Genomic DNA, 26,453 nt, shown 5'->3' on the forward strand with positions numbered 1-26,453 from the left:
ATGTCCGATCCCATCGGACGGGAGACTGAAATCGCCGGATCGCCGGACATACAGCACATGGCGGACGAGCGCCGAGATGGGACATGCGTTGACTGGGCGTCGGACCGCTGAGCCGGACCTCGGTGTGCTCGCCGACTGTTGTCTCAGCGCCGACGGTTCGGCGGGCTCCAGTTGCGCCCTGGCCTTGCCCACCACAGGCTGCCCCTATGGACCGCACCCCCGAAACCAGTGTGCTACCCATTCTGGTGACAGGCGCGGCGGGCAGTGTCGGTGCCGTCGGGCGCTCCGTGGCCGAAGGCCTTCGGCGTCGGGGCCTGCCCGTCCGGGCCATGGTGCGCCGCGATGACGAGCGGGCGGAGGCGCTGCGCGGGACGGGCGCCGAGACCGTCGTCGGAGACCTGACGCGTGCGGGCGATGTCGCCGACGCCCTGGACGGTTGTGGACGTATGTACTTCGGCATGGGCGTGTCGGCGCAGTATCTGGAGGCTGCCATGACGGTGGCGGCCGTCGCGCGTGCGTACGGGTCCCTGGAAGTGTTCGCGAACATGTCGCAGCTGACGGTCTCTGAGATGCACCTCACCAGCACTTCCGAGTCCGTGCAGCAGCGGCAGCAGTGGCTGGTGGAGCAGGTCCTCGGCTGGTCGGGCCTGCCCGTCGTCCAGGTCAGGCCCACCGTGTTCATGGAGAACCCGCTGTTCCGTGTGGGCTTCTCTTCGGTCGCGAAGTACGGAAGCATCAGGCTGCCCTTCGGCCGGGCGAAGACCTCCCCCGTGGCGGCTGGGGACGTTGCCGCGGTTGTGGAGGAGATCCTGGCCGATCCTGCCCCGCACGTCGGCCGGATTTATGAGCTGACCGGCCCGCGGTCGGAGGACGTCGCCGGCATGGCGGCGGAGGTCTCCGCAGCCCTGGGCCGACAGGTCGGATACATCGACGTCCCCTTGCAGGAATGGATCGACGACGATCTCAGGCCGTTGGGGCTGCCCGACCACGTCTTCCAGCACATCTCCACCATGGCTCGCCTTCACGCGGAAAATCGGTACGACCGCAAGGCGGACGGGGTCGAGCAGGTCATTGGGCGGCCTCCTTCGGGAGTGGCCGATTACGTCCGTGAGAACCCCGGCCTGTTCAGCCCCTGAAGCCACCTCCTGGTCGTACGTTGTCGAGCGTATTGTGGGCTGACCGTTGGAGGCGCCGATTGGCCGTCGTGCGCGGGGCCGGCCGTCACACGCACGCCGGATCGAGTTCTCACGCCGACACCACCCCCGAAAGGCCCCGGCCCGTGAGTGACGAACTGCTTGACCTGGCAATCACCACGAACCGACGGCCAGGACCGCCCGTATGACGCAGGCCAGCTGGAGTGCAACTGGGGCTGGGGGCTGCAGAGCCGGTTCCGGCCGGCCTGGAGGCCACCGGAGTGGTGGAGGCGATCGGCAGGGGAACGCGCGTGGCGTTGGTGTCGAGGTCGGTGGCCGCGTAGCGGTCTTGCCCCAGCCGGGGGCGTAGTCCCGGTGGATCGTTGCGGATGCCGAGGTGGTTGTCGCCGTACCGGACGAGTTGTCGGACGAGGCCGCCGCGCAGATGCTCGCGAACCCGCTCACCACGGTGGTGCTGCGCCGTGAGGCGCAGGAGCACCTGGCCTTCGGATACGACGGTCTTGTGGTGCAGACCGCCGCGGGTTCGTCGATCGGGCGGCTGGTGACCGGCGTGTGTCGGTTTCACAACCTGGCACTGGTCAACGTCGTCCGCAGCGACCGTGGGGCTGCCGAGCTGCGCAAACGGTTCCCCGACGTGCCGGTCGTGTCGACAGATCATTCGGGCTTTTTCAGCCCGCGACCTCGCCGTAGGCGCGGTCGGGGACTTGAGGGTCCGGCGGCGGTCATGGACGATCGTCTGGCCGCTGTCGACGGCCGCGTCCTGCCTGAAGGGCTTCTACCTGCAACAGTCGTCGCTCGGCGTGAACGGCGAGCTCGGCAAGAAGCTCGACAAGTCCAGGCCGGCGTCGCGGGTGGACCGGCGCCGCTCGTTCCTCGGGCACGTGAAGAACGCACTGCCGGCGAACCCGCTCGCGCCAAAGGGGCCGCACCGTCGGCACCCGAAGATGCTCCCGGTCGGGGCGAGGAAGAGGCTGCTGGAGACAGTGCACTCGGCCCGGGACCGGCTGGTGGCGATCCGGCTCGCCGACGGGGGCTTGAGGATCGGCGAGCTGTGCGGGCTGCACCTGGTCGACCTGCACCTGCGGGAGGACGCAGCCTGCGGCGAGTGCCGCAGCCCCACCTGCACGGTTGCCACCGGCCCGGAAACCCGAACCGGGCCGGTGGCCAAGACCAAGCGCTCCTGGCAGGTCGCGCACGGCACGGTGACCGGTGGAGCTCACCGGCTTTCACAACTGATGGAGCGGTGGCTCCGTTCACCCATCGGCCACCAAAAGCGTGTCTTTGAACCGCAAGGCCCGGAGGCTCCTTGGAACAGGAGGCGTGACGAGGGGGTCAGGTGGTGGCCAGCAGCAGGTCCTCTCCGCTTGACGGGCAAAGACCGTCGGTGCGATCGGCGAAGTAGCGCTCGGCGAGCAAAGCTCCCGACACGTGTCGCGCGTCTTCGAAGCCGGCTTCGCGGGCCAGTGCCAGCATCTCGGGCGGGGTGTAGAAGCTGATGAACGGTGTTCCGGATGCTTGCGCGCCTTTCCTGCTCGCCCGGAGGCCGGGGCGGTCGGCGTCGTCGAGCAGTTCGGTCGGCAGCAGGAAGGTCATGGCGAGTGTCGAGCCGGGTGCAAGCCCGGCAATCTTCCGCAGGGTGGCCGTGGTGGCGTCTTTGGTGAGGTACATGGTGACGCCGGTGGAGACGATGACCGCCGGCTGGCCGGCATCGAAGCCGGCCGCGGCCAGCTTCTTCAGCCAGTCTTCGCTCGCCTCGAGGTTGACCGGCACCAGGCGCAGCCAGTCGGGGATGCGGTAGCCGAGTTCGACCAGGCGGTGGCGCTTCCATGCCTGGGTGCCGGGCTGGTCGACCTCGAAGATCCGCAGGCGGGAGGCGAGCTCCGGCTTGCGCTGGGCGAAGGTGTCCAGACCGGCCCCCAGGATGACGTACTGGGTCACGCCCCGGTCTGCCTGCTCGGCGATCAGGTCCTCGATGAAACGAGCGCGGGCAACGATGGCCGCCCGGAACCCGCTCGTGGCCCGCGGGTCCATGTCCGGGCGGGCGTGCCAGTCATCGCCGGGGGCCGCCAGCTGCAGGCCGATCTCGTCCTCGACCACATGCGGGGGCGGATCGACCTGGAGGTGCATCGCTCGCCAGAGGGCGGTCCGCACTGCGGTGTTGTCCGGTGCCTGTATCTGCTCGTGCGCCACGATGTTCCCCTTCGTCGCAGTCAGTTCTTGGCGGGAGCTTGGAGGCTCCACAGGCGCCCGTCGGGGTCGCGGACGGTCATCTCCTTGGTCCCGTAATGGGTGTCCTCGAACGGCGTGACCACCTCGACGACAGGATCGGGACGGAACGCGTCTGCGTCCGGCACCTTCAGCACGATCCGTGTCTGGGGCGCTTGGTCCTCGGGAACCTCGGCGATGAACACGTAGGGACCGTCGCCGTTGCGTAGCTGGCCGGAGTTGTGGTCCGTCGCGAACTCCAGCCCATACCCCAGCGCCTGGAAGAACTGTGCCGCCTTACCCCAGTTGTGGGTCGTCAAGAACACGGCCTCGATGCCTTCGGTCTCCATATCAGGTTTCCTTCTCGGTCGACTGCTGTGCGTGCCCATGAGCGTCATCGAGGTAGGCGCGCAGTGCGTCAGCGACCAGCGCCGACAATGACATGCCCGACTCGATGGCGCGGTACTTGACCTGCTTGATCAGCTCGATCGGCAGGTACACGTTGAACTGCTTGACTTCCTCATCACTCACAAGGCGATGCTAGCATCCTAGCAAGTTAGCCGCGTGCGGCACGGTGGCGTCCTCGCCTCCAGGGCGGCGACGAAGGAGCACGGCCAGCCCGCACGAACTCGTCCTTGCTGCGGGCGCCGCGTCCGTAGACGTGGCAGAACAGCCGGTCCGGGCCCGACATCTCGAAGCGTGGAGAACGGCCGCGTCGCGTGTCCCTCGGATCCCGCCAATCTCAGCAGGTCGGGTGACCAGCGGCAGGTCGAACGTCAAGCTCAGCGGCCGGTCCGTAACCAGGGACACACCCCCATCGCGATCGCCGACCGCGTTCCAGACCTTCCTGGACCAGCACGACATCCCCGGTCGAAAACCTGGCGAACCCTCGGCAGCTGACCGCAACCACACCAAGATCTTCGAGAGAGTCAAGCTGAGCCGGTCCCCGATCGGGCGGCGGCCATAGCGAGAACAAACCCACGGCCGAAGCAAAGGCGACTCGGAGCCGTCCACGGGCACGCCCGTGCCCTTGGGCCGGCACGGCGTCCACGGCGTCGGAAGGGCTGGTCCGCGGCCAGAGCACAGTCGCGCATTCCCGCCCGAACAGACCTGCCGTCAACGGTCGGCCCGGTCGCTCGCAGCAGAACTGACAGCTGTCTGACTCATGACCCCCAAGGCATCCTGGACGCGGCGGGACCCTGGGACACCCGATCGGAGCATCGGTGAACCGGTGAACTTCGAGGTGTCACCGCCAGTCGTACGGGCCGTCCGTGGTGGCAGGCTCCACCATCGAGTCAACCGGGAGGGACGGAGAACCGATGGCGCAGGACCTGCAGGAAGCCGTATCGGCCGAGCCGGCCAACAGGCGCATCAATGCCGGTGGGAGGCTCATGGGCTGGCTGACGACCACGGACCACAAGGTCATCGGCAATCTCTACATGGTCACCGCGTTCGGGTTCTTCCTGCTGGCCGGAGTGATGGCCATGCTGATGCGAGCGGAGCTGGCCCGGCCAGGTCTTCAGATCGTCAGCACAGAACAGTACAACCAGCTGTTCACCATCCACGGCACCGTCATGATGTTGCTGTTCGCCACGCCGATGTTCGGCGGCTTCGCGAACGCCATCATGCCGCTGCAGATCGGCGCGCCCGACGTGGCCTTCCCCCGCCTCAACGCGCTCACCTACTGGCTCTTCCTCTTCGGCGGAATCATCGTGGTGTCCGGATTCGTGGTGCCCGGTGGCGCGGCACACTTCGGCTGGTTCGCCTACGCCCCGCTGAACAGTGCCGTCTTTTCGCCCGGCGCCGGCGGAGACCTCTGGACCATGGGCCTGGTGCTGTCGGGGATCAGTACGACCCTGGCATCGGTCAATTTCATCACTACGATCGTCTGTCTGCGCGCCCCGGGGATGACCATGTTCCGGATGCCGATCTTCACTTGGAATATTCTGTTCACCTCGATCCTCGCGCTGCTGGCTTTCCCGGTGCTCGCGGCCACCCTGCTCGCCCTCGAAGCCGACCGGAAGTTCGGGGCGCATGTTTACGACTCCGCCAACGGCGGTGCGCTGCTGTGGCAGCACCTGTTCTGGTTCTTCGGCCATCCCGAGGTCTACATTGTCGCGTTGCCCTTCTTCGGAGTAGTGAGCGAGATCATTCCCGCGTTCAGCCGGAAACCAACGTTCGGCTATTTCGGAATGGTGATGGCCACCATCAGCATCACCATGCTCTCGGCGGTTGTCTGGGCCCACCACATGTTCGCAACGGGAGCCGTTCTGCTGCCATTCTTCTCCGCCATGTCGTTCATCATCGCCGTGCCCACCGGCGTCAAGTTCTTCAACTGGATCGGCACCATGTGGCACGGAAGTATCTCATTCGAGACACCCATGCTCTGGGCGATCGGCTTCCTTGTGACATTTCTCCTCGGTGGCCTCAGCGGCGTGCTGATTGCCTCGCCCCCGCTGGATTTCCATCTCACCGATTCATACTTCATCGTCGCCCACCTCCATTACGTACTGTTCGGAACAGTGGTCTTCGCCATGTTCGGCGGCTTCTACTTCTGGTGGCCAAAGTTGACCGGACGCATGCTGGATGAACGCCTCGGACGTATCCATTTCTGGGCCTTGTTCGTCGGATTTCAGCTGACCTTCCTGGTCCAGCACTGGCTGGGGGAGGCCGGAATGCCCCGGCGTTACGCCGACTATCTCTACGTGGACGGGTTCACCTTGCTCAATACGATCTCGTCCATCGGCTCCTTTCTGCTGGGCCTGTCGACTCTGCCGTTCCTGTACAACGTGTGGCGCACCAGCCGTTACGCACCGAGGGTCGAGGTGGACGACCCGTGGGGGTTCGGCCGTTCCCTTGAGTGGGCGACCTCCTGTCCACCCCCGAGGCACAATTTCCGGGCTTTGCCCCGCGTACGTTCAGACTCGCCGGCCTTCGACCTGCACCACCCCATCGGGCCGGAGCAGGAGAAGCCGGGCCTCGGCCGAGGCGGGTCCCACTCCACATCGGGTGCTGAAGAGGAGTCGGGCCAATGAAGACCGAGGCCGTTCTCTTCGCCGGAGTCGCGGGGTTCTTCCTCGTGACCGATGTTCTCTACGCCGTGTGGTCCCGTGATCCGACAGGCACGGCAGCTCTCACCGTCTCGTTCCTCATGGCATTGCTGGTCACGTTCTTCTTCGCCATGAACCACCGGAGGAAGGGACCGCGCCCCGAGGACCGCGGGGACGGGCACGTCCATGAGCGGTCCGGCCCGATGGGCTTCTTTTCTCCGCACAGCATCTGGCCGTCGCTGACAGCCGCGGGTGTGGCCCTGCTCGCTCTCGGTGTGGTGTTCGGTCTGTGGCTCTTCCTGATCGGACTGGGCGTGGTCCTGGCGGGGGTGTTCGGAATGGTCTTCCAGTACGTGCGTGCGCAGGCCTGAGGGCGGTTCTCAGTCCTCAGGCTCGCGGACCGGCTCCGGCGGCGCTTTCCGCTCCGCGATTCGGGACCATTGCTCGTCCGTGGCGGGCAGTTCCACGAGGTCCCGGTAGTACCAGCTGCTCAGCACGGTCCGAAGTCGTTGCCGACGCGAGACCGGGCCCTCCGCGGGAAGCTCCAGGGGCGTCGGGACATCACGCATCAGGATGCGGTAGCGGGCTGTCGGGCTCAGGCCACGGAAACTCTCCGAGAGGTCGCCGTTCACCGACTGGGTCACCTGGCCGGTCTCCTCGCCCTCGGTCAGCCGTCGGCGGTCCCGCATCTGAAGAGCGAGGCAGAGGCGTTTGGCCAGCGCGAAGGCCAGAACCGGGGCGGCGATCAGCGCGATTCTGAGGATCCAGATCATGACCTCGACCGAAACCCTGAACGAGTAGGCGACCACGTCGTTGCCGCCGGCGACCAGGAGAACGGCGTAGAAGACGATGGCCGCCACACCGAGCCCCGTGCGGGTCGGCCGGTTGCGTGGCCGGTCGCACAAATGGTGTTCTCCGCGGTCGCCCGTCACCCACTTCTCGAAGAACGGATAGAGGAACAGCACCGTGAAGACCACACCCGGCAGCACGATCGCTGGAATGAACACATTCCACATGACGGTGTGGCCTGCGATGTCGGTCTCCCATGGCGGCATCAGCCGGAGCGCTCCCTCCAGGAACCCGACATACCAGTCCGGCTGTGCGTTACCGGAAACCTGGACGGCGCGGTAGGGGCCGTAGTTCCAAACGGGGTTGATCTGGGCGAGGGCGCCCAGCAAAGCCAGCACGCCGAACAGCATGAGGAAGAAGCCTGTGGTCTTCGCGGTGAAGTGCGGGAACGCCGGTGAGCCGACGGCATTGGTGTTGGTCCTCCCCCGACCCGCCCAGTGGGTGTGCTTGAGATGGACCACCAGGATGAGGTGAGCGGTGATCAGCGCGACAATCAGGCCGGGTACGAGCAGGACATGCACGGGGTACAGACGGGGGATCACGTCATCGCCCGGGAACTGTCCTCCGAAGACGAACAGCTCCAGGTACGTTCCGACGACTGGGATCGACCCCACAATGGTGGCCGCCGTCCGCAGGCCCGTACCGGACAGCAGGTCGTCGGGCAGCGAGTAACCCGCGAATCCTTCGAGGAGCGCGAGTACGAACAGCGTCACGCCCACGATCCAGTTGGCCTCCCGCGGCTTACGGAAGGCGCCGGTGAAGAAGATCCGCAGCAAGTGGACGGCGATCGCGGCGACGAACACCAGGGCCGCCCAGTGGTGGATCTGACGCATCAGCAGGCCTCCGCGCACGGCGAAGCTGATGTCGAGGGTGGTGGTGTAGGCCTGCGTCATCATCTCGCCCTGAAGGGGCACATAGGAACCGGTGTAGACACTCTCCGTCATGCTCGGGTCGAAGAACAACGTGAGGTACACGCCGGTAAGGAGCAGGACCACAAAGGAGTAAAGGGCGATCTCGCCCAGGAGAAAGGACCAGTGGTCGGGAAAGGCCTTGCGCAGCAACTGCCCAGCCAGCTCGCTGACGGGCAGGCGCCCATCCACCGCGCCGTACCCACTGACCGCCGTCGGCCCGGCCTGGGCCTTCAGCTGCGCCTTACGTCTCCGCAGAGGCATGCACCACTCTCCCGTCGATCTTCCTGCCAGCCTGTGCCCCTTATTGTTCCGATTCGCCCTTTATGGGTAACGCATTACTCGAAGGGGCTACGCAGAATCGTGGTATCGGCACCTGATCGGCCGACTTGGCCCTGACGTGCCAGGTGGGGTCGCACTGGAGCGTCGGGCCCACCTCCTGTCCGGCATCGGCATCCGGTTCATGCAGGACGCGGTACTGTCCGTTCCGATCGTCGGCACGTACCTGCAGATGTTGCTCTTCGGCAGCGAGTTCCCGGGCCACTACTTGATCCGATGTTCGCGCCCGGGGACTTCCGGCCCGGTTACCTGGCCGCCTGGTGGACAGCGACCTGGTGCCGCATCAGGCAACGTTCGCCCTGGGCGGTCTGCGACGATGACTCCATGGACGAAGAAGTCATTCCCATTCTTCGCGTCGAGGACGCTGCGGCGGTCGCGTGGTACGAGCGACTGGGCTTCGCCAAGCAGTGGGAACACCGCTTCGAACCGGGACTTCCCGTGTTGAGGTAGCCCGGGGCGGGGTGCGGTTGTTCTTGTCAGAGCACAAGGGCGACGCCCGCCGTCAGCCGGGTGGACCGGCAAAGGTGGCGGGGCGCCCGTGCCCGGTACAAGCATGGATCATGACCGACGCACCGAGCGGCTCCCCCCGGGGGCCGGAATACGACGACCGCCACGCCCATGCCGCGGGTGACGTGCACGCGCCGAAACCGCCCCCGGGCTACATGGAGCCACCCTTCGAGGGGATCCTGCACCGCCTCTCCCGCACCGCCTGGCAGGTCGTCCTGATCACCGGCATCGCCTCCCTGATCCTTGGGATCGTGATCCTGGCCTGGCCGGGCCCGTCCCTGCTCGTCGCCGGGATCCTCTTCGGCATCTACCTCATTCTCAGCGGCGCGCTCCAACTGGCGGCCGCCTTCGGCACGCACAAGGCGACCTCGCTGCGTGTCCTGGCCTTCATCAGCGGCGCGCTGTCGATCCTGCTGGGCCTGTTCTGCTTCCGGGGCCGGTTGGAGTCGATCCTGCTGCTCGCGTTGTGGATCGGCATCGGCTGGCTGATCCGCGGAATCACTCATACTCTGGCCGCCGTTCACGACCCCACCATGCCCGCGCGCGGCTGGCAGGCCATCCTCGGCGTCGTCACCTTCATCGCGGGGGTCGTGCTGATCACCTCGCCGTTCAACTCGATCGCCGTGCTCACCCTGGTCGCCGGCTGGTGGCTGGTCGCGGTCGGCATCGTCGAGATCGTAACGGCGCTCCGGCTCCACGGCCGTGCGCAACGGATCCCGCGCACGGCATGAACCCCGTGCAGTGCGTCAACTTCGTGCCGCACAGGTAGCCGAGAGGGCGGTTCTCGGGGTCGATACGCTGAACGGTGCGTGCCATCGCTGGCAGATGCCCCCTTGTGAGCCCAACCCCGCAGCACCCACGCACCGCTCGTCGGTATGCCTGGCTGCGCGTGCTTCTGCTGCTCGCGGCGGCGGTGGAGGGCGACTCCGCCGCCGTGCCCACGGCTCAGGCGTGCGACGCGGGGCACGACGCGCCCGCCACGGCACTGCGCTCCACGGGCCTTCCGGGACACCACACATGCGCTCTCCGTCGCAGGCTACGTAGCCGAACCAGCCGACCGGTCGGCAGACGCTCTACGGCGCAGACTCCTGCCCACGACCAGCGTGAGCATCCCGGAAGACCGTCACACCAGCTCTTCGACCTGCGAATTTCAAGTCGGCGCAAGCTCAGTGACCACCATGCTCTGCTGACGGCCGAACAGCACGGGTACGACACTCCGCCAACCCATGTACGTGGCAGACGAGACGCTCGAAGGGCCGAAGTACGGAGGCCGGTGTGCGGGCCAGGCCCCGGGTCGGTGCGCACGTGCCCTGCCGGTGGGCCGCACCGCCGCTGCCGTGGCCGGCGGACCCTCTCCGCTTCCCTGCAAAACTCGCGGCCCGGCTGCGGACGGTGCGGTGCAAGGTCCACGTCGGGAGCCGGACACGGTCAGCTTCGGGGCAGACTCCCCGAACCGCAACTGGCCGATCGCGCAGACCACCTCTCGTACACCCGTCACTTGGCTCCCGGCCACTGGGAGCGCCGGAGCGCGGTCACCGGGGCGGCGAGCATCCCGGCGAAGACCGCCACCCACACCGCCAGCGCAGCCCACGCCTCGCCCGCACCGGTCGCGGTCATCCATCCCCAGCCTGCCGCCTCGCCCAGCTCCCGGGTCGCCACCCCGTACATGCCGACCGGGAACACCATGCCCCACAGACTCGTCTCGTAGCGCAGCGGTACGCGGTGCAGTACGTGCCGCCATACGCCCAGGGCCAGCAGGAGCGGGATCAGCCAGGTGGAGAACGACCATGCCACTGCGGACACGCCCAGCACGAACGCTCCGGGCAGCAGGGCGTCCGCGGGCGGAAGGCGGAGGAGCTTCGCACCGGCCAGCACACTGATCGCGGCGGCGCCCATGAACACCCAGTACGGCGGGACAAGTTCCGTCGGATCGACGGGTTCCAGCAGGAGCCGGGCCAGTGCCAGTGCGGCCACCAGCAGGTACTGCAGCAGTCCGACGGCCCAGCACACCGAGGCCAGGATGCCCAGGGCCGGGCCGCCGGTGTGCGGGGCGAGCGCGGTGCCGGCGACGGCGACGGACTGCGTGCCCACCACCCAGATGAACCAAGTGCCGTTGACCTGACGCAGTGACAGGACACGCCCGGAGCAGACCAGCAGCAGCGGCCACCATAGCCGAGCACCAGCCAGCCGACAGCGCCGATCACAGTCAGTGCTGTGGCGGCGCCGTAGTGCCGGTCGAGGGCCAGTCGGCCGGCCAGCACGCAGGAGGCGGCGACGAGGGTGAGGTGGTCGAAGCCGCACGGCCCGGTGAGGTCGGTGCGGAAACGCTCCCACCGCCATACCAGGCGCCACAGGTAACCAGCCCACAGCACGACGTATCCCACACCCGCGATCCACAGCAGCGCCGCCGCGGAGGCCGACGCGCTGTGCCCGGCCAGCGCGGTGGACACGATGCCCGTGGCCATGACGAACGCGAACGCCCCAGGGCTGAGGCCCTCCGCCGCACGGCGCCACGTACAGGTCGGCCTGCTGGGCACCGCAGCCACGCCATCACCTCCGTCTCGGCTTCCCGGTCGCCGGTCCGCCTCGTGCCATCCCGTCCCCGATCGTGGCCGACGCCGTCGACCCGGTGATGGGCCGCTGTCTTGACGTTCCGTCGGTGATCGCCCGGTACGCAAGCGGGCGTAGTGCGTATCTCTGTGGATGGGCACTCGACGCGTCCCCGGACAGGCCGGTACTCAAACCGAGGCGATCGGCATGATGCCGGGCGTGCCGTCGTCAAGTGTGTGAACCCAGCCGTGACCGATGAAGTGAGCAGGGACCCCGAGCGCCCGCTGCTCCGGCGCATCCTGTGGTGACGGGTCACGACGGATCCACGGCCGGCCGTCGCGCGTCGGCGTGGGCGACCGGACCGGCCCGCCGAACCGGGCGGCCGCTGTTCGTCGCGTACATCAGCCCCGTCCCCACGCCGTACGCCCCGGGGACGGCCGTCGTTCCTGTGGTCGAGGGGGAGGTCGATGCGCTTGCCCGGCTGCGCGCGGAAGTCACCGACACCCTCCCCGCGACGCACCACCTCATCGGGTCGGTACCGGCGTGGATGGCTTGCCATGCACACTGCCCCGTCGTCATCGTGCCCCTGGCCGTGCCCGACGTGCGGTCGGCCCAGAAAAAGGGAGCCGGACACAGTGGCCTCCTGGGGCGGGCACAGGGACGGCGCGCCGCTTCGGCCTGCTCCCGGTCGGGTGAGCGCGTAGTGTGACAAGGCAGGGCGACATGATGACGGCGCCTGGAGGCGCCGGGAGGAAGCACCATGGCGCACAGCCCGTGGCAGAAGCGGGGGCGGGGCCAGGCCCGGGACGGCGTGGCCGTGCAGCAGCAGCGTGCTCTGGACCGGAACCGACTGCGGCGCCTGCTGGGCGTGGTCGGGGCGGTCAGCGCCGACATGGACACCCGCACCGTGCTGCACCGCATCGTGGAGGCGGCCACCGACCTGGTTGCCGCGCGCTATGGGGCACTGGGGGTGCTCTCGGAGAGCGGCAAGGTCATCGACCTGATCACCGTGGGCGTCGACGATCCGCACTTGTGCGCTGCCATGGGCCTGCCGCAGGGCCATGGGCTGCTGCACACGCTGGTGGACGACCGGGAACCGTTGCGGGTGGCGGATGTGGCCGCGCACCCTCGTTCGGTCGGCTTCCCACCCAGGCATCCGGTCGTGCGGACCCTGTTGGGCGTTCCGCTCCTGGTGCGCGGCGCGGTCTACGGCGACCTCTATGTCGCCGACAAGCTGGATGGCATGCCCTTTGATGACGATGACGAGGGCCTGCTGACGGCGTTGGCCAGTGCCGCGGGCGTCAGCCTCGAAAACGCCCGCCTGTATGAACAGCTCAAACGCGCCGCCGAGCACTTTCAGCGCCGCATGCTGCCTGTCCTACCCGACCTCTCGCCGCTCGAAGCCGCGGCCCGCTATGAACCCGCGTCCGAACTGCCGAGGCTGGGCGGGGACTGGTTCGACGCCATGGTCCTGCCCGATGGCGCCACCTGCGTCGTGGTGGGTGACGTGACCGGTCACGACGTGGAGGCCGCCCCGCTGATGGGACAGATCCGCAACATGCTTCGGGCGATCGCCATCGACCGGTGCGGGCCGCCCGATCTGGTCATGTCAAAACTGGACCACGCGCTGACGATGTTTGACGACCCGCCCACGGCTACGCTGGTACTCGGCCGCATCGATCATGGCCGTGCAGAGGGCGGGGGGTACACCTTCGGCTGGAGCAACGCCGGGCATCTGCCGCCGCTGCTGGTCGGTGCGGATGGCAGCACGTGCTACCTGGCGCCCGCCCGTCACGGAATCCCGGTGGGCATCGACGCGTCCGTCTCCCGGTTCAGCCACGACCACCCCCTCCCGCCCGGCAGCACGCTGCTGCTGTTCACCGATGGGCTGGTCGAGCGCCGCGACCAGGACATCGACACCGGACTGGGCGACCTGGCCGAACAGGCCGCCCGCCTGGCCACGGCACCGCTGGAAGAGCTGTGCGACACCCTGATCAGCCGAAGCCGGCAGGTGTTCGACGACGACGTGGCCCTGCTGGCCCTGCGCACCCCCTCGGACAGCCCGGCGCAGTGAGAGACGCCCGCCCGCCAACCGGCACCGCTTTCCTGGCCGACATCAAAGCACTGCTCGAACACTGCACATCGTCGTGCAGGGCTGTCATGACCTCGCCCTACTGCCGTACACGGGGGCAACACCAAGACGGAAGTCGTGCGCCACCCGGTCACAGCTGAGATCGGACAGCGACGCGCCGAACTCGCCCCGGCCATCAACGAGGCGTTCGACAACTTCAGCCGTGCCGTCTTCGCGGAAGGCGCGCTGCCGGAGAAGACCAAGCAACTGATCGCCGTCGCCCATGTGACCCAGCGCCCGCACTGCATCCAGCGGCACACCCGCCTGGCCCAGCGCAAGGGCGCCGACCCGCATGAGATCATGGAAGCGATCTGGGTCGCGGTCGAGATGCGCGCAGGCGGCGCCTAGCACGCCATGAAGGAGACCGCACCCCACACGCAGCCGTGAACCCACCACGGGTCGGCCGCCATTTGGGCACCCGGCTCGGCGACGCCGCGCGTTCCTCAGCCGGAGGTGGGATGCGGCCAGTGCGCGAGGCTGCCGGGCGAGGGGGCTGACTGCGCCGCTTCCGCTGCCGAGGGGTAGATATGGTAGCTCTCGCGCATGCCGCTGAGGTCGAAGATCCTGAGCACCCGGCTCGACACGGACGCGATATGCAGCGAGCCCTCGTGTTCACGGATGCGTTTCGTGATCGCCACGATCACGCCCAACCCCATCGAGTCCATGAAGGCGACGAAGCCCAGGTCCAGGACGAAGTGGCGGCGTCCCTCATCGAGAAGCTTGATCACCGCCTCGCGGATCATGGGCGCGGTATGGGCGTCCACCTCACCGTCGACTTCCACAACGGTCCAGCCGTCAACCACGTCATAGCTCACGATCATGCTCTCGTGCCGGACAATGTTCGTTCGCATGGCCACCCTTCTTCACTTCCTCGGACGGCGCAGGATCCGCCAGCCACGGACCGGTTGGCGCGGATGAGGGAGACCGTCACCGCTGGACCTCGTAAACTCGGCGATACGTGATCTGTTTGGCCATAACGGTGTCCTTCCAGATCGGTCGGCCGCCTCGGCCTTGAGCGGGTGGATGGCTCCGTACGCTTGCTGGAAGCGGACGTTCCCGACTCGCCCATTTTATCGGGGACTGGTGACGCGAACCCGTCGGAGCTCTGCACGGTCGGTCATGGAGCGTCGCCCGGTGGGGAGCGGCGCTGTCCAGGGCGGCGCATTGGCGAGGAGCGTGGTGTGCCCGGCAGGCGTCCCCCGCTCCATCCCGCGCGGACGGCTCCCCGCATGAGGTCCTCGCGTGAACCGGACGCGGCAGTGGCCACCGGGGTAGTGGACGGCCCGGGGCTTCGGCCACGGGGTGAGCGCTGCGGATATGACCTGGTCAAGGCCGGTCTTGCGGACCGTTTCGACCAACAGCACCGAACCGGCCTGTCAAGGGAGACGCCGATTTGATGCAGGCATCGTCAAGGCGCCCATCGTTGCCGCGCACGCGTCATGTCCACCCGCGCACCGAACATCGGTGTCCCGTCATCGTTGAGCAGCCCTGGTGCCCGTCCATCGTGGCACGAGGCGGGTGTTCCGTCGGCGTGGACGACACGCCACCACGGCACGCTGTCGTCGAGCAGGCTCATTGCTCGCCCCACCTGTCGTGGGCCCACGCCGATTCTCTTGCCGATGTCACCGTAGGAGGCGACGGCACCAGCTGGGATGGCGATGACCGCTTCACGGACATCCTCGATGATGCTCATGTCGGCAATCAGGCCCGAGGCGGGTAGGTGAGGCGCCCGTCCTGAACATGCGCGTACTCGTGCAGGGTTGCCGGCTTCACCGTCGTGGTCGACATGACGTCCACAACCTCCGCTCCCGCGACGACCAACGCATCAGTGATCAATCGGCGATGGCAGCGCCACGGCACCGCCTCACTGCACATGATCGCCGGCCGGCCGTGTTCAGCCAGCTCAAGCAACTCATTCAGGCCCTCCTTGAATTCATTGCTGTCCATGTCGTCGGCGTAATCGCGGAAGGCTTTCATCCGCCATGCGCCGTTCACGCTCGACACGCCCTTAGGGGTGTGCCGCCTGCCGCCCAATTTCGGGATCCATCGGTATTCGATCTCGCGAGGCAGTGCATCGATTATTGCAGACTGGTTCCATTACGGAAATTTCCTTGACGATGGGAACGATCGAACATCGACCAAATGGGTGATCTTGTTGTTCTGCAACATCGCCAGCATTTCATCGAATTCGCGTGTCGAATGCCCCACCGTGCAGATGCGGTTCGCCATCCTGCCGCCCCGCTCAAGTTGTTGAGTTGCTCATTCTGAGTTGTCGAACCGGTCGTTTGATATCCCGAATACGGGTTTGGAAGTGCACCGGCAACTCTGCTCTCCGGGTTCTCTCTAGAGTTTCGTCAGTGCATCTCCCTTGTGCATGGCGATGTGGCTGGTTTTGTCGCTCTTGATCTCATATTGTGGATCGCTTTCAGTGCAGTGATGCACGTAGCCTTTGCACTCCACGTCGTGCGTGTGTTTTTTGACGATAACGCCTTCAACGTGTCCGGCTTCGGAGTTCCATCTGACGTGGTCTCCGACAGTGAATTGCTTCACCATTCCCGTTCCTTTCAAGATACGGCTGACCAGGTGCCTGCCCAGACAGGTCGCGACCCGCACGAAGACGCGGCCGTCGTCGACCATCACCTTTGCCCTCCAGCGCCTTGATGGGGGCGTCCTGGCTGAAGCGGCATGCTGATCGGTAGTGGCGCCCAGGCGTGAAGGCTGGGGGAGCGAACCGGTTGACTGAAGGCAAAATGATCTGTGAGAACCGTACGACATGGCAGGCCGAGTCGACGGGCGGTGCGGAGGTCCGGCCCAGGTCAAGCCCCTCGTGATACAGGAACAGGGTGGCCTCCCACCCGCCGAGCCAGATGATCACGTGGCCGTTCTGCTGGCGGCCAGCCCTTGGCCATGTCCGCCCCGCCAGGGCAGCGGTGTCCGTGGACGGCCGACCCCATGCCCTGACCGGCGGCTCGGACGGAACGGTCTGCGTCTGGGACCTCAGCGCCCATCAGCAGGTCGGCTGTTTCCTGAGTCGGCCACAGGGGGACGGTTCGGGCGGTTTCTCGGATCGGGCCCGCCGACAGCGCCCTCGTCCTCACCGCCCACTGCTTCACCACCTGACGTCACACAGAGTTGATGCTCTGGAACCTCACGAGCGACGCACGCCCACTCGCGCTCCTCAGCCTTCGCATCCCTCCAGTCCTGGCAGTGTCAGGAATCGGCGTCGGCGGCCGGGTAACGGCTCTCACCGGCAGCGCCGACGGAACGGTCCGGCTCTGGGACCTCACCACGCGCAGCCAGCCTGGCGGGGCCTGATCCGTTCGGACCACCTGGCAGGTGACCGCCAACGGGAGGGCACCGAGCGGACTGTCAGCGGGTTGAAGTTGCACCCTCGGGTTCGTCATCCTGTGCCGCCTCTGGGTGGACCAGGCTTGGCCAGGTCTTCGGACCGACCTGACCGTCCGCCACCGGATTCGGTGACGGTCCGCCGGCGCCGAATGGAAGGAGCGCGGAAATCAAGAGTCCCCACTGCGTCAGGTACTGAAAGCAGAGGCCGGCACGGGCGCCGGCTCGCCACCCTTCGTGGAGGTGAAGGCAACGAAGCGTCGCCATGCGGTGAAACTCACCGTCCCGGCCCTGGCCGCGCCCACGCCCGCAGCAGACGGCCGCCGTCCGCCGAAGCCTCTGCAACTGCCGGCCGCTGCCCGTGCTGGGCCCCGACAAGCGTGTCAGTTCTCCTCGCGCAGTCCCCACGGAGAGCCGTATGCCGTGAGCAGGTCGAGGAACGGCCGCGGCGGCAGGGCCTCGGGCCCGAGGACTCCGCTGCCTTGCCACGTACCATCGGCGATCAGTTCGAGAGCGATGACCGGGTTGACGGCCGTCTGCCAGACCACGGCCTGGGAGCCGTACTCGCGCATTGACCACTCGTTGTCGACGACGTGGTACAGGTACACCTCGCGTGCGACACCATCCTTCGTTCCCTTGACCCAGGTGCCCGCGCAGGTCTTGCCCTTCATCCGGTCTCCCAACGTGGCGGGGTCGGGCAGACACGCCGCGACCACGTCGCGCGGGGATACCTCGACCGGCCCGTCCGCGCTGGGGACGGTGACCTTCTCTGTGGAGTCGAGCCCCAGGTCGTGCAGGGTCTTCAGCTTGGCGATGAAGTCGTCACCGAGACCGTACTTGAACGTCACCCGGCGCGCGTCCACCCAGCGGGGTATCAGCAGCACCTCCTCGTGCTCGACGTTCACGCACTCCACCGGGCCGATGCCGTCGGGGAAGTCGAAGACTTCCGGGTCACTGAACGGCGCCGTGGTGAACCATCCGCGGTCCTTCTCGTAGACCACAGGCGGGTTGAGACACTCCTCGATGGTGGTCCAGATACTGAAGGAAGGCGCGAAGCCGTAGCCCTCGACGCTGAGGTTCGAGCCGTCGCGGACTCCGATCTCCTCGATGTCGTCGAAGAGTTCATCGGCCGCGTACCGGGCAAAGACGTCCGCCAGGCCCGGCTCCACACCCATGCCGACCAGTGCGAGGCGGCCGGCCCGTTCCCAGGCCGCGACCTGGGCGAACTGTTCGTCGCCAAGCTTGACCCCGCACTGTTCGTGCGGGGCGGTCGCGTGCGGCGCGGACAGCGACATCGCCATGTCCACATAGTGCGCGCCCGCGGCGAGTGCCGCGTTGAACAGCGGCATCACGAACCGCGGGTCGGTCGCGTTCAGCAGCACGTCGCAGCGTTCCTCGCGGAGGACGCGGCCTACCGCGGCCTCGTCGGAGGCGTCCAGGCGGCGCGCGCTGAACCGGTCCTTGTGGTCCTTGTGCGTGGCGACGGCGGCCTCGGCACGGGCCAGGTCGTAGTCGGCAACGACCATGTGGGTCAGGAAGTCACGGCGGGCGGCGATACGGGTGACGGCGGTTCCGACGCCGCCTGCACCCACGAGAAGTACACGCATGTCACACATCATTTCGTTGAGACGGTCCCGGTGAGTGCCCGAGGACGCGTCGATGCAACACGATCCCGGCAGTTAAGGTCTACGACGTTGGCATAAGGATTCTCAGGGAGGGCGCGATGCCCAAAAAGGTGGTTCCGGAGGCGGAACGACGCAGGCGGCGGCCGACCCGGCAGGGCATCGTGCTGTCGGAGAAGCTGATCGTGCAGACGGCGCTGCGCATGCTGCGCGAGCACGGGAGTGCCGGACTGACCGCCCGCCGCCTGGGCAGTGCCCTCGGCGCCGACCCGAGCACCCTTTACCGATACTTCGCCGGCCTGGACGATCTGACCCGGGCCATCGGCGAGGAGTTGATGGGGCGCGCCCTGGACCGCTGGACAGTCACCGGGAAGTGGCGTGCCGACCTGCACGCTCTCGGCCTGGCCATCCACGCCTCCTATCTCGCCCACCCCCAGGCCGCCCTGCTGACCGCCAGCCGGGTCACCGGGCGCCCCCGGGAGATCGAGGTGGACGAGACGATCCTCGGCATCCTTCGCGGCGCGGGCTTCGGCGACGTGGACGCCGTCGGCATATACCACGCCTTCATCGACCTGGCGCTTGCCTTCGCCGCCCTGGACGCGGGTGCACTGGCCATCAAGGACGAGGCCAGGGAGGCGGACGAGGAAATGTGGACCTCCACCTACGCCCGGCTGCCCGCCGAGAGCCATCCACACATCGCCGCCACAGCCCACCTGCTGGCGGACCGGATGAATCTCAGCGCCTATCCGGTCGTGCTGGACACGCTTCTGGACAGGGCGGAGACGCGGCTCGGCAGCGTGCGAAACGATGGCAAGGGTCGCACAGCGTAAGCGCGCGGCCGTTGCCACCGGATTGGCGTTTCGTACTTGGCGGGTGCCGACCCTCGTTGCGAAAGGCCGAGCGAGGGCGTTGACCACCTGTCGCACATTGTTGCCATGCCCTCTGCGCCGGAGGTTCGGTTCGGCCGCCACCGTCACGCGTCACGACCGTCTTCCTACCGGATCCGCCTTCCGGACGGATCCGGATCGGCAAGGTGCCAGGACGGCACGGCGGGGCAGCTGATGCCCCGTGGTGGGACTGCCAGGTCGGTGAGGTAGTTGTCCACGGCGTCCTCCATACACGGACCGCTGGTGACGCTGCCGTGCCCCTGGCCCTCGTAGGTGAGGAGCACGCCGCTGCGGCCGAGCTGCCGGGCCACCGAGACCGCCCACGGGTAGCCGGTGGCGGGGTCGTGCAGCGCGTTGGACACCACGATCGGCGGGGCACCGTGTGCGTCCAGGAGGTGCTGCGGGTTGGCGGTCGGCGCGCCCAGACACGCCGCTGCCATGTGGAGCGGCAGCAGGTAAGGCAAGTCAGGCGCGGTCATGTTCATCATGGCGACGAGCGAGGCGTACTCCTGGTAGCCGCGCATCGGCAGATGCCAGTCCGAGCAGAAAACCGAGATGGCCGGAGGCAGCGGAGCTATCAAGGTGGGCGACGCCGGCAGCGGCTTGCTCGCAACCATCCCCGCGAGCATCATGGCCAGGCCCGCGTAGTCAGCCTCGTAGAACTTCCGGAACGCGATCTTGTTGACCAGATCCGAAGACGACAGCGAGATGCCCGGCTTCGCCGGGTCTTCCAGCTCGCCGCGCCCGGCCCGGGCCAACAAGCCCTGCCAGAGGGCACGGACGTCGCGGCCGTGCAGCGCGCAGTCCGCGGTACCGTCGCACCACTTCACGAACTCCTGGAATGAATCCGCTGCCGTGGCCGCCTCGGACCGCAGAAAGTCACGGGTGGTCGGGACTCTGTGGTCCATGACGCTCTCCAGCACCATCGCGCGCACGCGGCGTGGGTAGGTCTCGGCGTACTGCGCGCCGAGCAGCGTGCCGTATGAGCTGCCGTGGAAGGTCAGTTTCCGCTCGCCGAGGGCGGCCCGGAGGGCGTCCAAGTCCCGGACCGTCTGGGCGGTGTCAAGGTGGTCGAACACTGGGCCGGTACGGGCCCGGCAGTCGGCACGGAGCCGCCTGTTGTACGCCACGGTGGCGTCGAAGTCCGCCTGGCTCTTCAGCTCCGGTGACGGCCGCTCGGCAAGCAGGTCGCCGGAGCAGGTCACCGGGTTGCTGCCGCCCACGCCGCGCGGGTCGAAGCTGACGATGTCGAACCTACGGCGGACCTCGGGGCTGAACCGGCTGATGCGGCTCACCACCATCTCGACACCCGAGTCGCCCGGCCCGCCGGGGCCGAACACCATCGAGCCGACGCGTGCGCCGGGGTCGGTGGCCTTGCGGCGGGCCACAGCCAGGTCGAGTCGCGGCCCGTCCGGGTGGGCCCAGTCGACCGGCACCGAAAGAGTGGCGCACTCGGCTCCCGGCTCCGCCGGGTCGTCACACGGCGCCCACCGAAGGGCCCCTGTGGCAGACGGCGACGCGTGAACCGCGGGAGCGGCGGCCAGGCCGGTGACAGCGGCCATGGTGGCTCCCACGGCCATGGCCATGCCCCGCGCGGCCATGAGCCGCAGCGCTGATCTGCCCCTGAACGGCATGGATCCTCTTCGTGAAGAGAGCGGTTGGAGGCCGGGGCACGCGTCGTCACGTTAGGCGCACTGGCGCCCACGTGGTGCCCCTGTCAGGGGCTTTTCCGGGTCGGGTCGGGGACCGATGAGGGGCGATCGGGGCGCAGGGCGAAACGGGCTGAGCACCGCAGTTGGCCGCTGGATGGCCGCCCTGGGCACGGCTCTGCGCCTACCGGAAGCCGAGGTGTGGATCGGTGCTGGCCAGCTCACCGCTGGCGGCCCACAGGCGAGCGGCGACGGCCCGGTCGGCCATATGAGAGGGGACGGGCTCACGCCGTGGTGTGCCACGCAGGCCGAAGACCCTCGGCCCCCACAGCTGCCCTCCCTGCACCACCGGATCGAGGACGGCACGCACGACGGGCCATGCTCCGGCGTCCTTGCCCTGCACCAAGAGCCCGGCGGGCAACGCGCGCAGCCGCTCGCCGGGGGGTGTCACGCGTACCGGGGGGCGGGAGGGGGTGAGAGAGTCCAGTGCGCCGCCGGGGTGGGCCACCACACTGAGCACCGTGCTGTCGCCGGCACGCAGGCGGCGATCGAGTTCGAAGCCGAAGCACATCTGCGCCAGCTTCGACCGGCCGTAGGTGCGCTTGGGCCGGTAGTCCTGGGTCGACTGCAGATCGTCCAGGGCCAGTCGCTCGGACCGCCCTGCGAAGCTTCCCACTGTCACGATGCGGCCTGCCGACGCCGCGGACAGCAGGGGGGCCAGCCACTGGGTGAGAGCGAAGTGGCCGAGGTGGTTGGTGCCGAACATCAGCTCGTGGCCGTCCTCGGTTTCTCGACGCGGCGGGTCGTCGAGCGCAACCCCTGCGTTGTAGACCACCGCGTCGAGATGATCGAGGTCCAGCCTGTCCACGGCGGTCTTCAGGGACGACAGGTCGGCGAGGTCCAGTGGAAGGTGCCATACGTGCGCGCCGGAGACGCGTGAGTGGATCGAGGCCATGGCGGCGTCGGCCTTCACGGCGTCCCGGCTGCCGAGTACGACGACGGCGCCGGTGGCGGCGAGTTGCTCAGCGACGAAGTAGCCGATCCCGGCGTTACCCCCGGTGACCAGGAAGATCCTGCCCTCGGCAGATGGCAGGCGGTGAACGTCCCACGGTTGGCTCTGGGATGCGGAAAACACGATGACAGGCTCCTTGCTCTCGGGGGCAGCGTGCTCATGGGGAGCACCAACCCGCCCAAGGTCGCAACCTCCACCGACATACCGCCGACAGATCACGGTCGCCGTCGACAGGCTTCCGACACCGCTCCGTAGAACTGCAGAGAGCAACAAGGCCGCTACGCCATGCCCGGCGCAGAACTGAGCGCGAGCGCGGCCCGATGAAGAACTCAGTGGCCAACTCGGGCGCTCAGGACACACTGGTTGATCACAACCACACACAGCCCCTAGCCCCACCTGCACGGATGAGGTATTCGGCAAGGGCAGGGACAGCGGTGGGAGAAGCTGGGCGTTACCACGTAGACCGGGCCCTGCTTTGAGTGGGACCGGTGAAAGGCGCCTGACAGACAAATGGCCAGGTCAGTTTGTCGCCCTCTCCGTCCTGCCGATCGTCTTCGAGTTGCTCCGGGCCTGCCGCAAGGGTGGCCCCGGTTTGCCGCTCCCTGCAGTCGGCCGGATACCCGCTGGAGGCGACACGCGGGAGACCAGGGTCGCGGTGCCGGGCCAAGCAGGAGCAGACGCTGCGCCATCACACCAGCGACGCGGTCGGCGGGCTCCCCGGTGGGTTGCCGGGGCCTCGTCATGGCCGGTCGGTCGTGGCAGGCGATCGTGATCCCGCTGGCACACGGGCCGGGCGGCGGAGAGCAGCTTGTCGGGGACGTCGGCACCGGGATCTACCCGCCGCGTCCTCCGCCGTAGGGCTTCATGAAAGCTTCACGGACCTACCCGCACAAGGCACTTGGGTGGAGGAGAACCTCAGCGGGCCTCCGGCAGATCCGCGGAGAGCTGTACGGCCCCGGTGCAGGCCAGTCGGTCCACCACCTCGACGCACGCCTCGGCCCCCTTCGGGCTGGTCGCGGGCAGCATCGGGCTGCTTTTGCCGTGCGACACCCTGTCCCGGCGCGAGGCGAGCAGCTCGTCCGCTCCTGATCGGATCGAGACCTCCAGGGAGCCATCGCGCGCGTCCGTCTCCACCTCGGACCAGACGGTGGCGCAGGACGGGCTGAACCGGAGCCGTACGGCGTAGGCGTCCTCAGTGACGGTGCTCTCAGTGCGGGCATCCCGGTTGCAGCGGGAGGAGCCCGGATACTGCCCCCGGCAGCTTTCCATGCGGCAGGACGCCGCTTGCCGTTCCGCGCTGCGGCCCGACAGGGCCGGGGCACCCACGGCGCAGGCCACGGCGACCAGCGTGGCGGAGACGGCCAGCACGACGGCCGTCCGCAGCCGTCGCGCCCGGGCAGCTGCCGCGAGGGGCAGCCGCGGCGCAGGGGGTTGGGGCGCCGTGCTCAGCGGTCTGGTCTCGGCCCGGCAGGCGTTCTCCCACAGGGCGACCAGCGGCGCCATCTCCGTGCCCCCGAGTCGTCCCAGCGCCTCGACAGCGGTACGCGGCGGGAGCTTGACGCCGTTGAGATAACGGTGCCATGAGGACTTGCTGTGGGCGGTGCGTGTGGCCAGCGCGGCCAGGCTCAGCCCGGTCTGCTGTTTGAGGTCGCGCAGCCGCTCCACCAGCAGCAGCCCGTCGGGGCCGAGCGAGTCGGGCAGTTGCTGCTGGCGAGCCGTCGCTTGCTCCTTCATGCCGTTCCCAATCCTTCTATCAGGCATCCGGTTCATTTCGGATCGCGTGATGTGTGCCCTGGGGTCGGGGCGGCCACACGTACGGCCGGAGTCATCGGGCGATCGGCTTGTAGTACAGAGAGAAGGTGCGGTCCGAGGGCGGGCCCTGGGTGAAGCCAAGGCACAGCCAGGGCCCGCCCCGGCGCAGCACAGCCAGGCCCTCCGGCTCGCGCGGGTAGAGCCCCCTCGCAGTGTGGTCCAGCACCTGCTGCATCACGCGGCCAGTACGCACGTCGATACGGAACAGACGGACGTCGCCGGCCGAGCCGGCGGGGTTGTCAGCGCCGTATCCGTGGCCGAGCAGCTGGTAGGCGTACGGGCCGTACAGCGCCATGCCCTGGAAGGGGAGCCCCAGTTCGGCGCCGGGCTGAGCGAAGCCGGTGACCGGCCGGAAGTCCCCGGTCGCGAACTGTTTGAGCCCGTACACCCCGTAGCGCGGTGTGCCGCCCACCTTGTACCGCAGCAGCAGCCGGTTGTGCGCCGGGTCGAGGGCCACCTGGTTGTTCGTGGAGCCGGGGAGCGGGCGATGCGTGGCAATCCTGCGGCTGGCGCGGGTCAGCACCCGGCCCGCGGTGAAGGTGAAGCGGCAGATGCCGCGGCCGTAGCCGGAGGCCGGCTGCGCGTCCCACTCCGTCCACAGAGCGCCGGCACGGCGGGCGGTGTCCTCCACGCCGAGGGCGCTGCCGTGGCCGAAGCCCAGCAGGTACATATCGCCGGTGAGCGCGCCGCCCATGGTGAACCGGTTCAGACACAGGTCGCCACGGGCCGCGCGCTCGGCACGGGTGTACGCGCGCGGCTCGCCCGGCAGCCGGACGCCGCCCGCCATGACCTGGAGCGCGTACATGTGGCCGTGCCGCTCGTCGAAGGCGAAGGACTGCAGCACTGTGGAGTGGTGCAGCCGTACACCCTGGAGCCACGGCTTGCCCGCCGGCGCCAGGCCGGCCGGCTGAGCCTTCGGCTGGGCTTCTGCCCTGCCGGCGGGGAATGCGGCGGCCAGTGCGACCGCAGCTCCAAAGCCGAGGACGGCTCTGCGGCCCGGACTGGATGGAAGGGAAAGGGACATGGGGTCTCCTTGCTTGCTCGTGAGCTTCGTGGAACGGGCCCGCCCGCCCCGTGAGCGGGACGGGCGGGCACAGCGGCTCAGCACCAGGGGATGGCGCTCACGTTGCGGACGTAGCGGGCGGAGACGTAGCCCTTGCTGTGGGAGAGCTTGTACCAGCGGTGGTTGCCGCGGACGTTGCGCCCGTACTTCTTGCAGGGGATGTGGACCGTGCTGGCGGGACGCAGCGAGCCGATGACCTGGTAGCCCGTGCCCGGGCCCGAGCGGATCCTGAGCGGCATTTGGCGGGTTACCACGCGGCCCTGGACGTAGCCGGTGCAGGTAGCGGGCCGGGGCGTGGAGTGGCTGGGCGCCCACAGCTGGGGCGGGGCCGTGCGTCGGTGGGGCATCTGCTGGTGAGGCGCCGTGTGCCGCTGCTGTGCGGCGGCGGTGTCGGCGGAAGCGACTGCGGCGGGCACCATCGCGATCGCCGCAATCGCGGCCACGACGCTGCGCTGGATCGTGCGGTTCATGGACTCTCCTATGAGGGTGTCTGCAGGATCGGCTGAGTGAGACCCTGTGTCGCTCAGCGTTTCCTGGCCGTCGGACGAAGATTCCGTCCCACGCGTTTCCGGGAGAAAGCGGGACGTCCCACCCGAGGGGACGGTTGCGTCTCAGCCGCCGTCGCCCGGGAGACCAGCCACACTTCCCGTCAGGCGGCGGATGAGGGCCCCGTCAGAGTCGGTGGTGGCCAGCTGTTCGATCCCGTCTGCCAGTGCCTTGAGGCGGGCCCTGCCAGCCGCCAGCTCGTCGGCGAGTTCGCGGATGAGTTCGGCGGTGCGTCGTTCGCCCAGAGGCGCGACGCGGTGGGCCTGTGCGGAGTTCACGGCGGCGTCCGCCAGGGCCTGCGCCACGGTCTGCTTGCTGACGCCGTGCCTGCCCAGGTAGCCAGCGATGCAGGTGGTTCCGGCGGCCCGGCGTGCGCTTCATCCAGCGACGGTGATGTGGGCGGGCCACACGTGCTGTTCGGCCACTGCTGGGCGACCCGATGCGTCGAACACACGCGGCACGCCCGCATGCTGCACCGGTGATGGAGGCAGGCGCTCCGGGACCGCCGACGCAGGGGGAGGTCTCAAACCGCGTGTGTCACGAACGCAGAGGGGAGTTCAGGTAGGGAGAGCTTCACGATGCGGTGCTGTGCGAGAGATGAGGGATTTGGCCCCTCCGTGCCGCCCTGCGGGGGACGGCGCCAAACCGCCACATGCTGCGTTGGTTGATGACCGTCGTGGTGAGCGATGTGGAAAAGGCGGCGGTAGAGCCGTCAGGTGGGGATCAGGAAGACGAACGCAAGTGAATCGCTGCTGAAGTGTCGTTAGAAAACAGGTGACATCAGAACCGGAGATTTGTGGTTGCTCCGGGATAAGTCTGGCGGG

Annotated in this window: 21 protein-coding genes and 3 pseudogenes; 8 read left to right on the top strand and 16 right to left on the bottom strand. The window is 68.0% G+C overall.

Annotation, left to right across the window (positions count from 1 at the left end):
• Positions 1-206 precede the first annotated feature (206 nt).
• On the top strand, positions 207-1,136 hold the full coding sequence (locus tag ABZ826_RS31515) for an NAD(P)H-binding protein (protein ID WP_361455862.1): 930 nt from the start codon (positions 207-209) through the stop codon (positions 1,134-1,136).
• 1,350 nt (positions 1,137-2,486) lie between these two features.
• Here ABZ826_RS31515 and ABZ826_RS31520 read toward each other — a convergent pair.
• Genes ABZ826_RS31520 through ABZ826_RS31530 form a run of 3 tightly spaced genes read right to left on the bottom strand, consistent with a single transcriptional unit; the run spans position 2,487 to position 3,890 of the window.
• Positions 2,487-3,344, bottom strand: a complete 858-nt coding sequence (locus ABZ826_RS31520; protein ID WP_361455864.1) for a class I SAM-dependent methyltransferase — start codon at positions 3,342-3,344, stop codon at positions 2,487-2,489.
• Positions 3,345-3,364: 20 nt separating this feature from the next.
• Positions 3,365-3,709 carry a VOC family protein gene (locus ABZ826_RS31525; protein WP_361455867.1) on the bottom strand — a complete coding sequence of 115 codons (345 nt, stop codon included), beginning with the start codon at positions 3,707-3,709 and terminating at the stop codon, positions 3,365-3,367.
• A gap of 1 nt (position 3,710) precedes the next feature.
• On the bottom strand, positions 3,711-3,890 hold the full coding sequence (locus ABZ826_RS31530) for a ribbon-helix-helix protein, CopG family (protein WP_361455870.1): 180 nt from the start codon (positions 3,888-3,890) through the stop codon (positions 3,711-3,713).
• An 860-nt stretch (positions 3,891-4,750) separates the two neighbouring features.
• On the opposite strand from ABZ826_RS31530, the gene ctaD reads away from it, so the two are divergent.
• Entirely contained in the window at positions 4,751-6,394 is a 1,644-nt protein-coding gene (ctaD, locus tag ABZ826_RS31535; RefSeq protein WP_361455940.1) for a cytochrome c oxidase subunit I, read from the top strand.
• Entirely contained in the window at positions 6,391-6,780 is a 390-nt protein-coding gene (locus ABZ826_RS31540; RefSeq protein WP_361455873.1) for a cytochrome c oxidase subunit 4, read from the top strand. The genes ctaD and ABZ826_RS31540 overlap by 4 nt, the downstream gene beginning before the upstream one ends.
• A gap of 9 nt (positions 6,781-6,789) precedes the next feature.
• On the opposite strand, the gene ABZ826_RS31545 is transcribed toward ABZ826_RS31540, so the two are convergent.
• A complete protein-coding gene (locus tag ABZ826_RS31545) occupies positions 6,790-8,430 on the bottom strand; it encodes a ubiquinol-cytochrome c reductase cytochrome b subunit (protein ID WP_361455876.1) in 1,641 nt (546 codons plus the stop codon).
• Positions 8,431-8,829: 399 nt separating this feature from the next.
• On the opposite strand from ABZ826_RS31545, the pseudogene ABZ826_RS31550 reads away from it, so the two are divergent.
• Positions 8,830-9,005: pseudogene (locus ABZ826_RS31550) on the top strand (glyoxalase superfamily protein); the annotation flags it as partial.
• 60 nt (positions 9,006-9,065) lie between these two features.
• A complete protein-coding gene (locus tag ABZ826_RS31555; RefSeq protein WP_361455943.1) occupies positions 9,066-9,743 on the top strand; it encodes an HdeD family acid-resistance protein in 678 nt (225 codons plus the stop codon).
• A gap of 763 nt (positions 9,744-10,506) precedes the next feature.
• Here ABZ826_RS31555 and ABZ826_RS31560 read toward each other — a convergent pair.
• Positions 10,507-11,477, bottom strand: a pseudogene (locus ABZ826_RS31560) (tellurite resistance/C4-dicarboxylate transporter family protein).
• Positions 11,478-12,322: 845 nt separating this feature from the next.
• Between ABZ826_RS31560 and ABZ826_RS31565 the strand changes: the two are divergent.
• Positions 12,323-13,636: a GAF domain-containing SpoIIE family protein phosphatase gene (locus ABZ826_RS31565; RefSeq protein WP_361455879.1), complete on the top strand. Its 1,314-nt coding sequence runs from the start codon at positions 12,323-12,325 to the stop codon at positions 13,634-13,636.
• A 135-nt stretch (positions 13,637-13,771) separates the two neighbouring features.
• A complete protein-coding gene (locus tag ABZ826_RS31570) occupies positions 13,772-14,041 on the top strand; it encodes a carboxymuconolactone decarboxylase family protein (protein ID WP_361455882.1) in 270 nt (89 codons plus the stop codon).
• 95 nt (positions 14,042-14,136) lie between these two features.
• Here ABZ826_RS31570 and ABZ826_RS31575 read toward each other — a convergent pair whose 3' ends face one another.
• The 5 genes and pseudogenes from ABZ826_RS31575 to ABZ826_RS31595 all read right to left on the bottom strand — a co-directional run bounded on the left by ABZ826_RS31575 (position 14,137) and on the right by ABZ826_RS31595 (position 18,645).
• Positions 14,137-14,544 (bottom strand): STAS domain-containing protein, encoded by a 408-nt coding sequence (locus ABZ826_RS31575; protein ID WP_361455885.1) that lies wholly within the window; start codon positions 14,542-14,544, stop codon positions 14,137-14,139.
• A gap of 557 nt (positions 14,545-15,101) precedes the next feature.
• On the bottom strand, positions 15,102-15,386 hold the full coding sequence (locus ABZ826_RS31580) for an MGMT family protein (protein ID WP_361455888.1): 285 nt from the start codon (positions 15,384-15,386) through the stop codon (positions 15,102-15,104).
• Positions 15,387-15,394: 8 nt separating this feature from the next.
• Positions 15,395-15,922 (bottom strand): annotated as a pseudogene (locus ABZ826_RS31585) (DUF488 domain-containing protein).
• Between the two features lie 114 nt (positions 15,923-16,036).
• Positions 16,037-16,246: a DUF2945 domain-containing protein gene (locus tag ABZ826_RS31590; RefSeq protein WP_361455946.1), complete on the bottom strand. Its 210-nt coding sequence runs from the start codon at positions 16,244-16,246 to the stop codon at positions 16,037-16,039.
• Between the two features lie 1,175 nt (positions 16,247-17,421).
• Positions 17,422-18,645, bottom strand: a complete 1,224-nt coding sequence (locus ABZ826_RS31595; RefSeq protein WP_361455891.1) for a saccharopine dehydrogenase C-terminal domain-containing protein — start codon at positions 18,643-18,645, stop codon at positions 17,422-17,424.
• A 116-nt stretch (positions 18,646-18,761) separates the two neighbouring features.
• Between ABZ826_RS31595 and ABZ826_RS31600 the strand changes: the two genes are divergently transcribed.
• Positions 18,762-19,490 (top strand): TetR/AcrR family transcriptional regulator, encoded by a 729-nt coding sequence (locus ABZ826_RS31600; protein ID WP_361455894.1) that lies wholly within the window; start codon positions 18,762-18,764, stop codon positions 19,488-19,490.
• A gap of 164 nt (positions 19,491-19,654) precedes the next feature.
• On the opposite strand, the gene ABZ826_RS31605 is transcribed toward ABZ826_RS31600, so the two are convergent.
• The 6 genes from ABZ826_RS31605 to ABZ826_RS31630 all read right to left on the bottom strand — a co-directional run bounded on the left by ABZ826_RS31605 (position 19,655) and on the right by ABZ826_RS31630 (position 25,934).
• Positions 19,655-21,181, bottom strand: coding sequence for an alpha/beta hydrolase (locus ABZ826_RS31605; protein ID WP_361455897.1), 1,527 nt, complete (start codon positions 21,179-21,181; stop codon positions 19,655-19,657).
• 199 nt (positions 21,182-21,380) lie between these two features.
• Entirely contained in the window at positions 21,381-22,331 is a 951-nt protein-coding gene (locus tag ABZ826_RS31610) for an SDR family NAD(P)-dependent oxidoreductase (protein WP_361455900.1), read from the bottom strand.
• 792 nt (positions 22,332-23,123) lie between these two features.
• A complete protein-coding gene (locus tag ABZ826_RS31615; RefSeq protein WP_361455903.1) occupies positions 23,124-23,942 on the bottom strand; it encodes a DUF2690 domain-containing protein in 819 nt (272 codons plus the stop codon).
• A 91-nt stretch (positions 23,943-24,033) separates the two neighbouring features.
• Complete coding sequence (locus ABZ826_RS31620) at positions 24,034-25,044, bottom strand: teichoic acid biosynthesis protein C (RefSeq protein ID WP_361455906.1); 1,011 nt, start codon at positions 25,042-25,044, stop codon at positions 24,034-24,036.
• Positions 25,045-25,121: 77 nt separating this feature from the next.
• The gene (locus ABZ826_RS31625) at positions 25,122-25,553 is read right to left on the bottom strand and encodes an SH3 domain-containing protein (protein ID WP_361455909.1); all 432 of its coding nucleotides are present in this window, start codon (positions 25,551-25,553) and stop codon (positions 25,122-25,124) included.
• A gap of 141 nt (positions 25,554-25,694) precedes the next feature.
• Positions 25,695-25,934, bottom strand: coding sequence for a hypothetical protein (locus tag ABZ826_RS31630; RefSeq protein WP_361455912.1), 240 nt, complete (start codon positions 25,932-25,934; stop codon positions 25,695-25,697).
• Positions 25,935-26,453: the final 519 nt, after the last annotated feature.

This window comes from Streptomyces sp. NPDC047515, from assembly GCF_040643055.1.
Lineage (GTDB): Bacteria > Actinomycetota > Actinomycetes > Streptomycetales > Streptomycetaceae > Streptomyces.

Excerpts from the sequence above, each read along its gene's own strand:
- ABZ826_RS31540 (WP_361455873.1), top strand. The coding sequence starts at position 6,391 with ATGAAGACCGAGGCCGTTCTCTTCGCCGGAGTCGCGGGGTTCTTCCTC.
- ABZ826_RS31580 (WP_361455888.1), bottom strand. The coding sequence starts at position 15,386 with ATGAGCATCATCGAGGATGTCCGTGAAGCGGTCATCGCCATCCCAGCT.
- ctaD (WP_361455940.1), top strand. The coding sequence starts at position 4,751 with ATGGGCTGGCTGACGACCACGGACCACAAGGTCATCGGCAATCTCTAC.
- ABZ826_RS31515 (WP_361455862.1), top strand. The coding sequence starts at position 207 with ATGGACCGCACCCCCGAAACCAGTGTGCTACCCATTCTGGTGACAGGC.
- ABZ826_RS31565 (WP_361455879.1), top strand. The coding sequence starts at position 12,323 with ATGGCGCACAGCCCGTGGCAGAAGCGGGGGCGGGGCCAGGCCCGGGAC.
- ABZ826_RS31525 (WP_361455867.1), bottom strand. The coding sequence starts at position 3,709 with ATGGAGACCGAAGGCATCGAGGCCGTGTTCTTGACGACCCACAACTGG.
- ABZ826_RS31595 (WP_361455891.1), bottom strand. The coding sequence starts at position 18,645 with ATGCGTGTACTTCTCGTGGGTGCAGGCGGCGTCGGAACCGCCGTCACC.
- ABZ826_RS31600 (WP_361455894.1), top strand. The coding sequence starts at position 18,762 with ATGCCCAAAAAGGTGGTTCCGGAGGCGGAACGACGCAGGCGGCGGCCG.
- ABZ826_RS31605 (WP_361455897.1), bottom strand. The coding sequence starts at position 21,181 with ATGCCGTTCAGGGGCAGATCAGCGCTGCGGCTCATGGCCGCGCGGGGC.
- ABZ826_RS31620 (WP_361455906.1), bottom strand. The coding sequence starts at position 25,044 with ATGTCCCTTTCCCTTCCATCCAGTCCGGGCCGCAGAGCCGTCCTCGGC.
- ABZ826_RS31625 (WP_361455909.1), bottom strand. The coding sequence starts at position 25,553 with ATGAACCGCACGATCCAGCGCAGCGTCGTGGCCGCGATTGCGGCGATC.
- ABZ826_RS31590 (WP_361455946.1), bottom strand. The coding sequence starts at position 16,246 with ATGGTGAAGCAATTCACTGTCGGAGACCACGTCAGATGGAACTCCGAA.
- ABZ826_RS31615 (WP_361455903.1), bottom strand. The coding sequence starts at position 23,942 with ATGAAGGAGCAAGCGACGGCTCGCCAGCAGCAACTGCCCGACTCGCTC.
- ABZ826_RS31555 (WP_361455943.1), top strand. The coding sequence starts at position 9,066 with ATGACCGACGCACCGAGCGGCTCCCCCCGGGGGCCGGAATACGACGAC.
- ABZ826_RS31545 (WP_361455876.1), bottom strand. The coding sequence starts at position 8,430 with ATGCCTCTGCGGAGACGTAAGGCGCAGCTGAAGGCCCAGGCCGGGCCG.
- ABZ826_RS31575 (WP_361455885.1), bottom strand. The coding sequence starts at position 14,544 with ATGCGAACGAACATTGTCCGGCACGAGAGCATGATCGTGAGCTATGAC.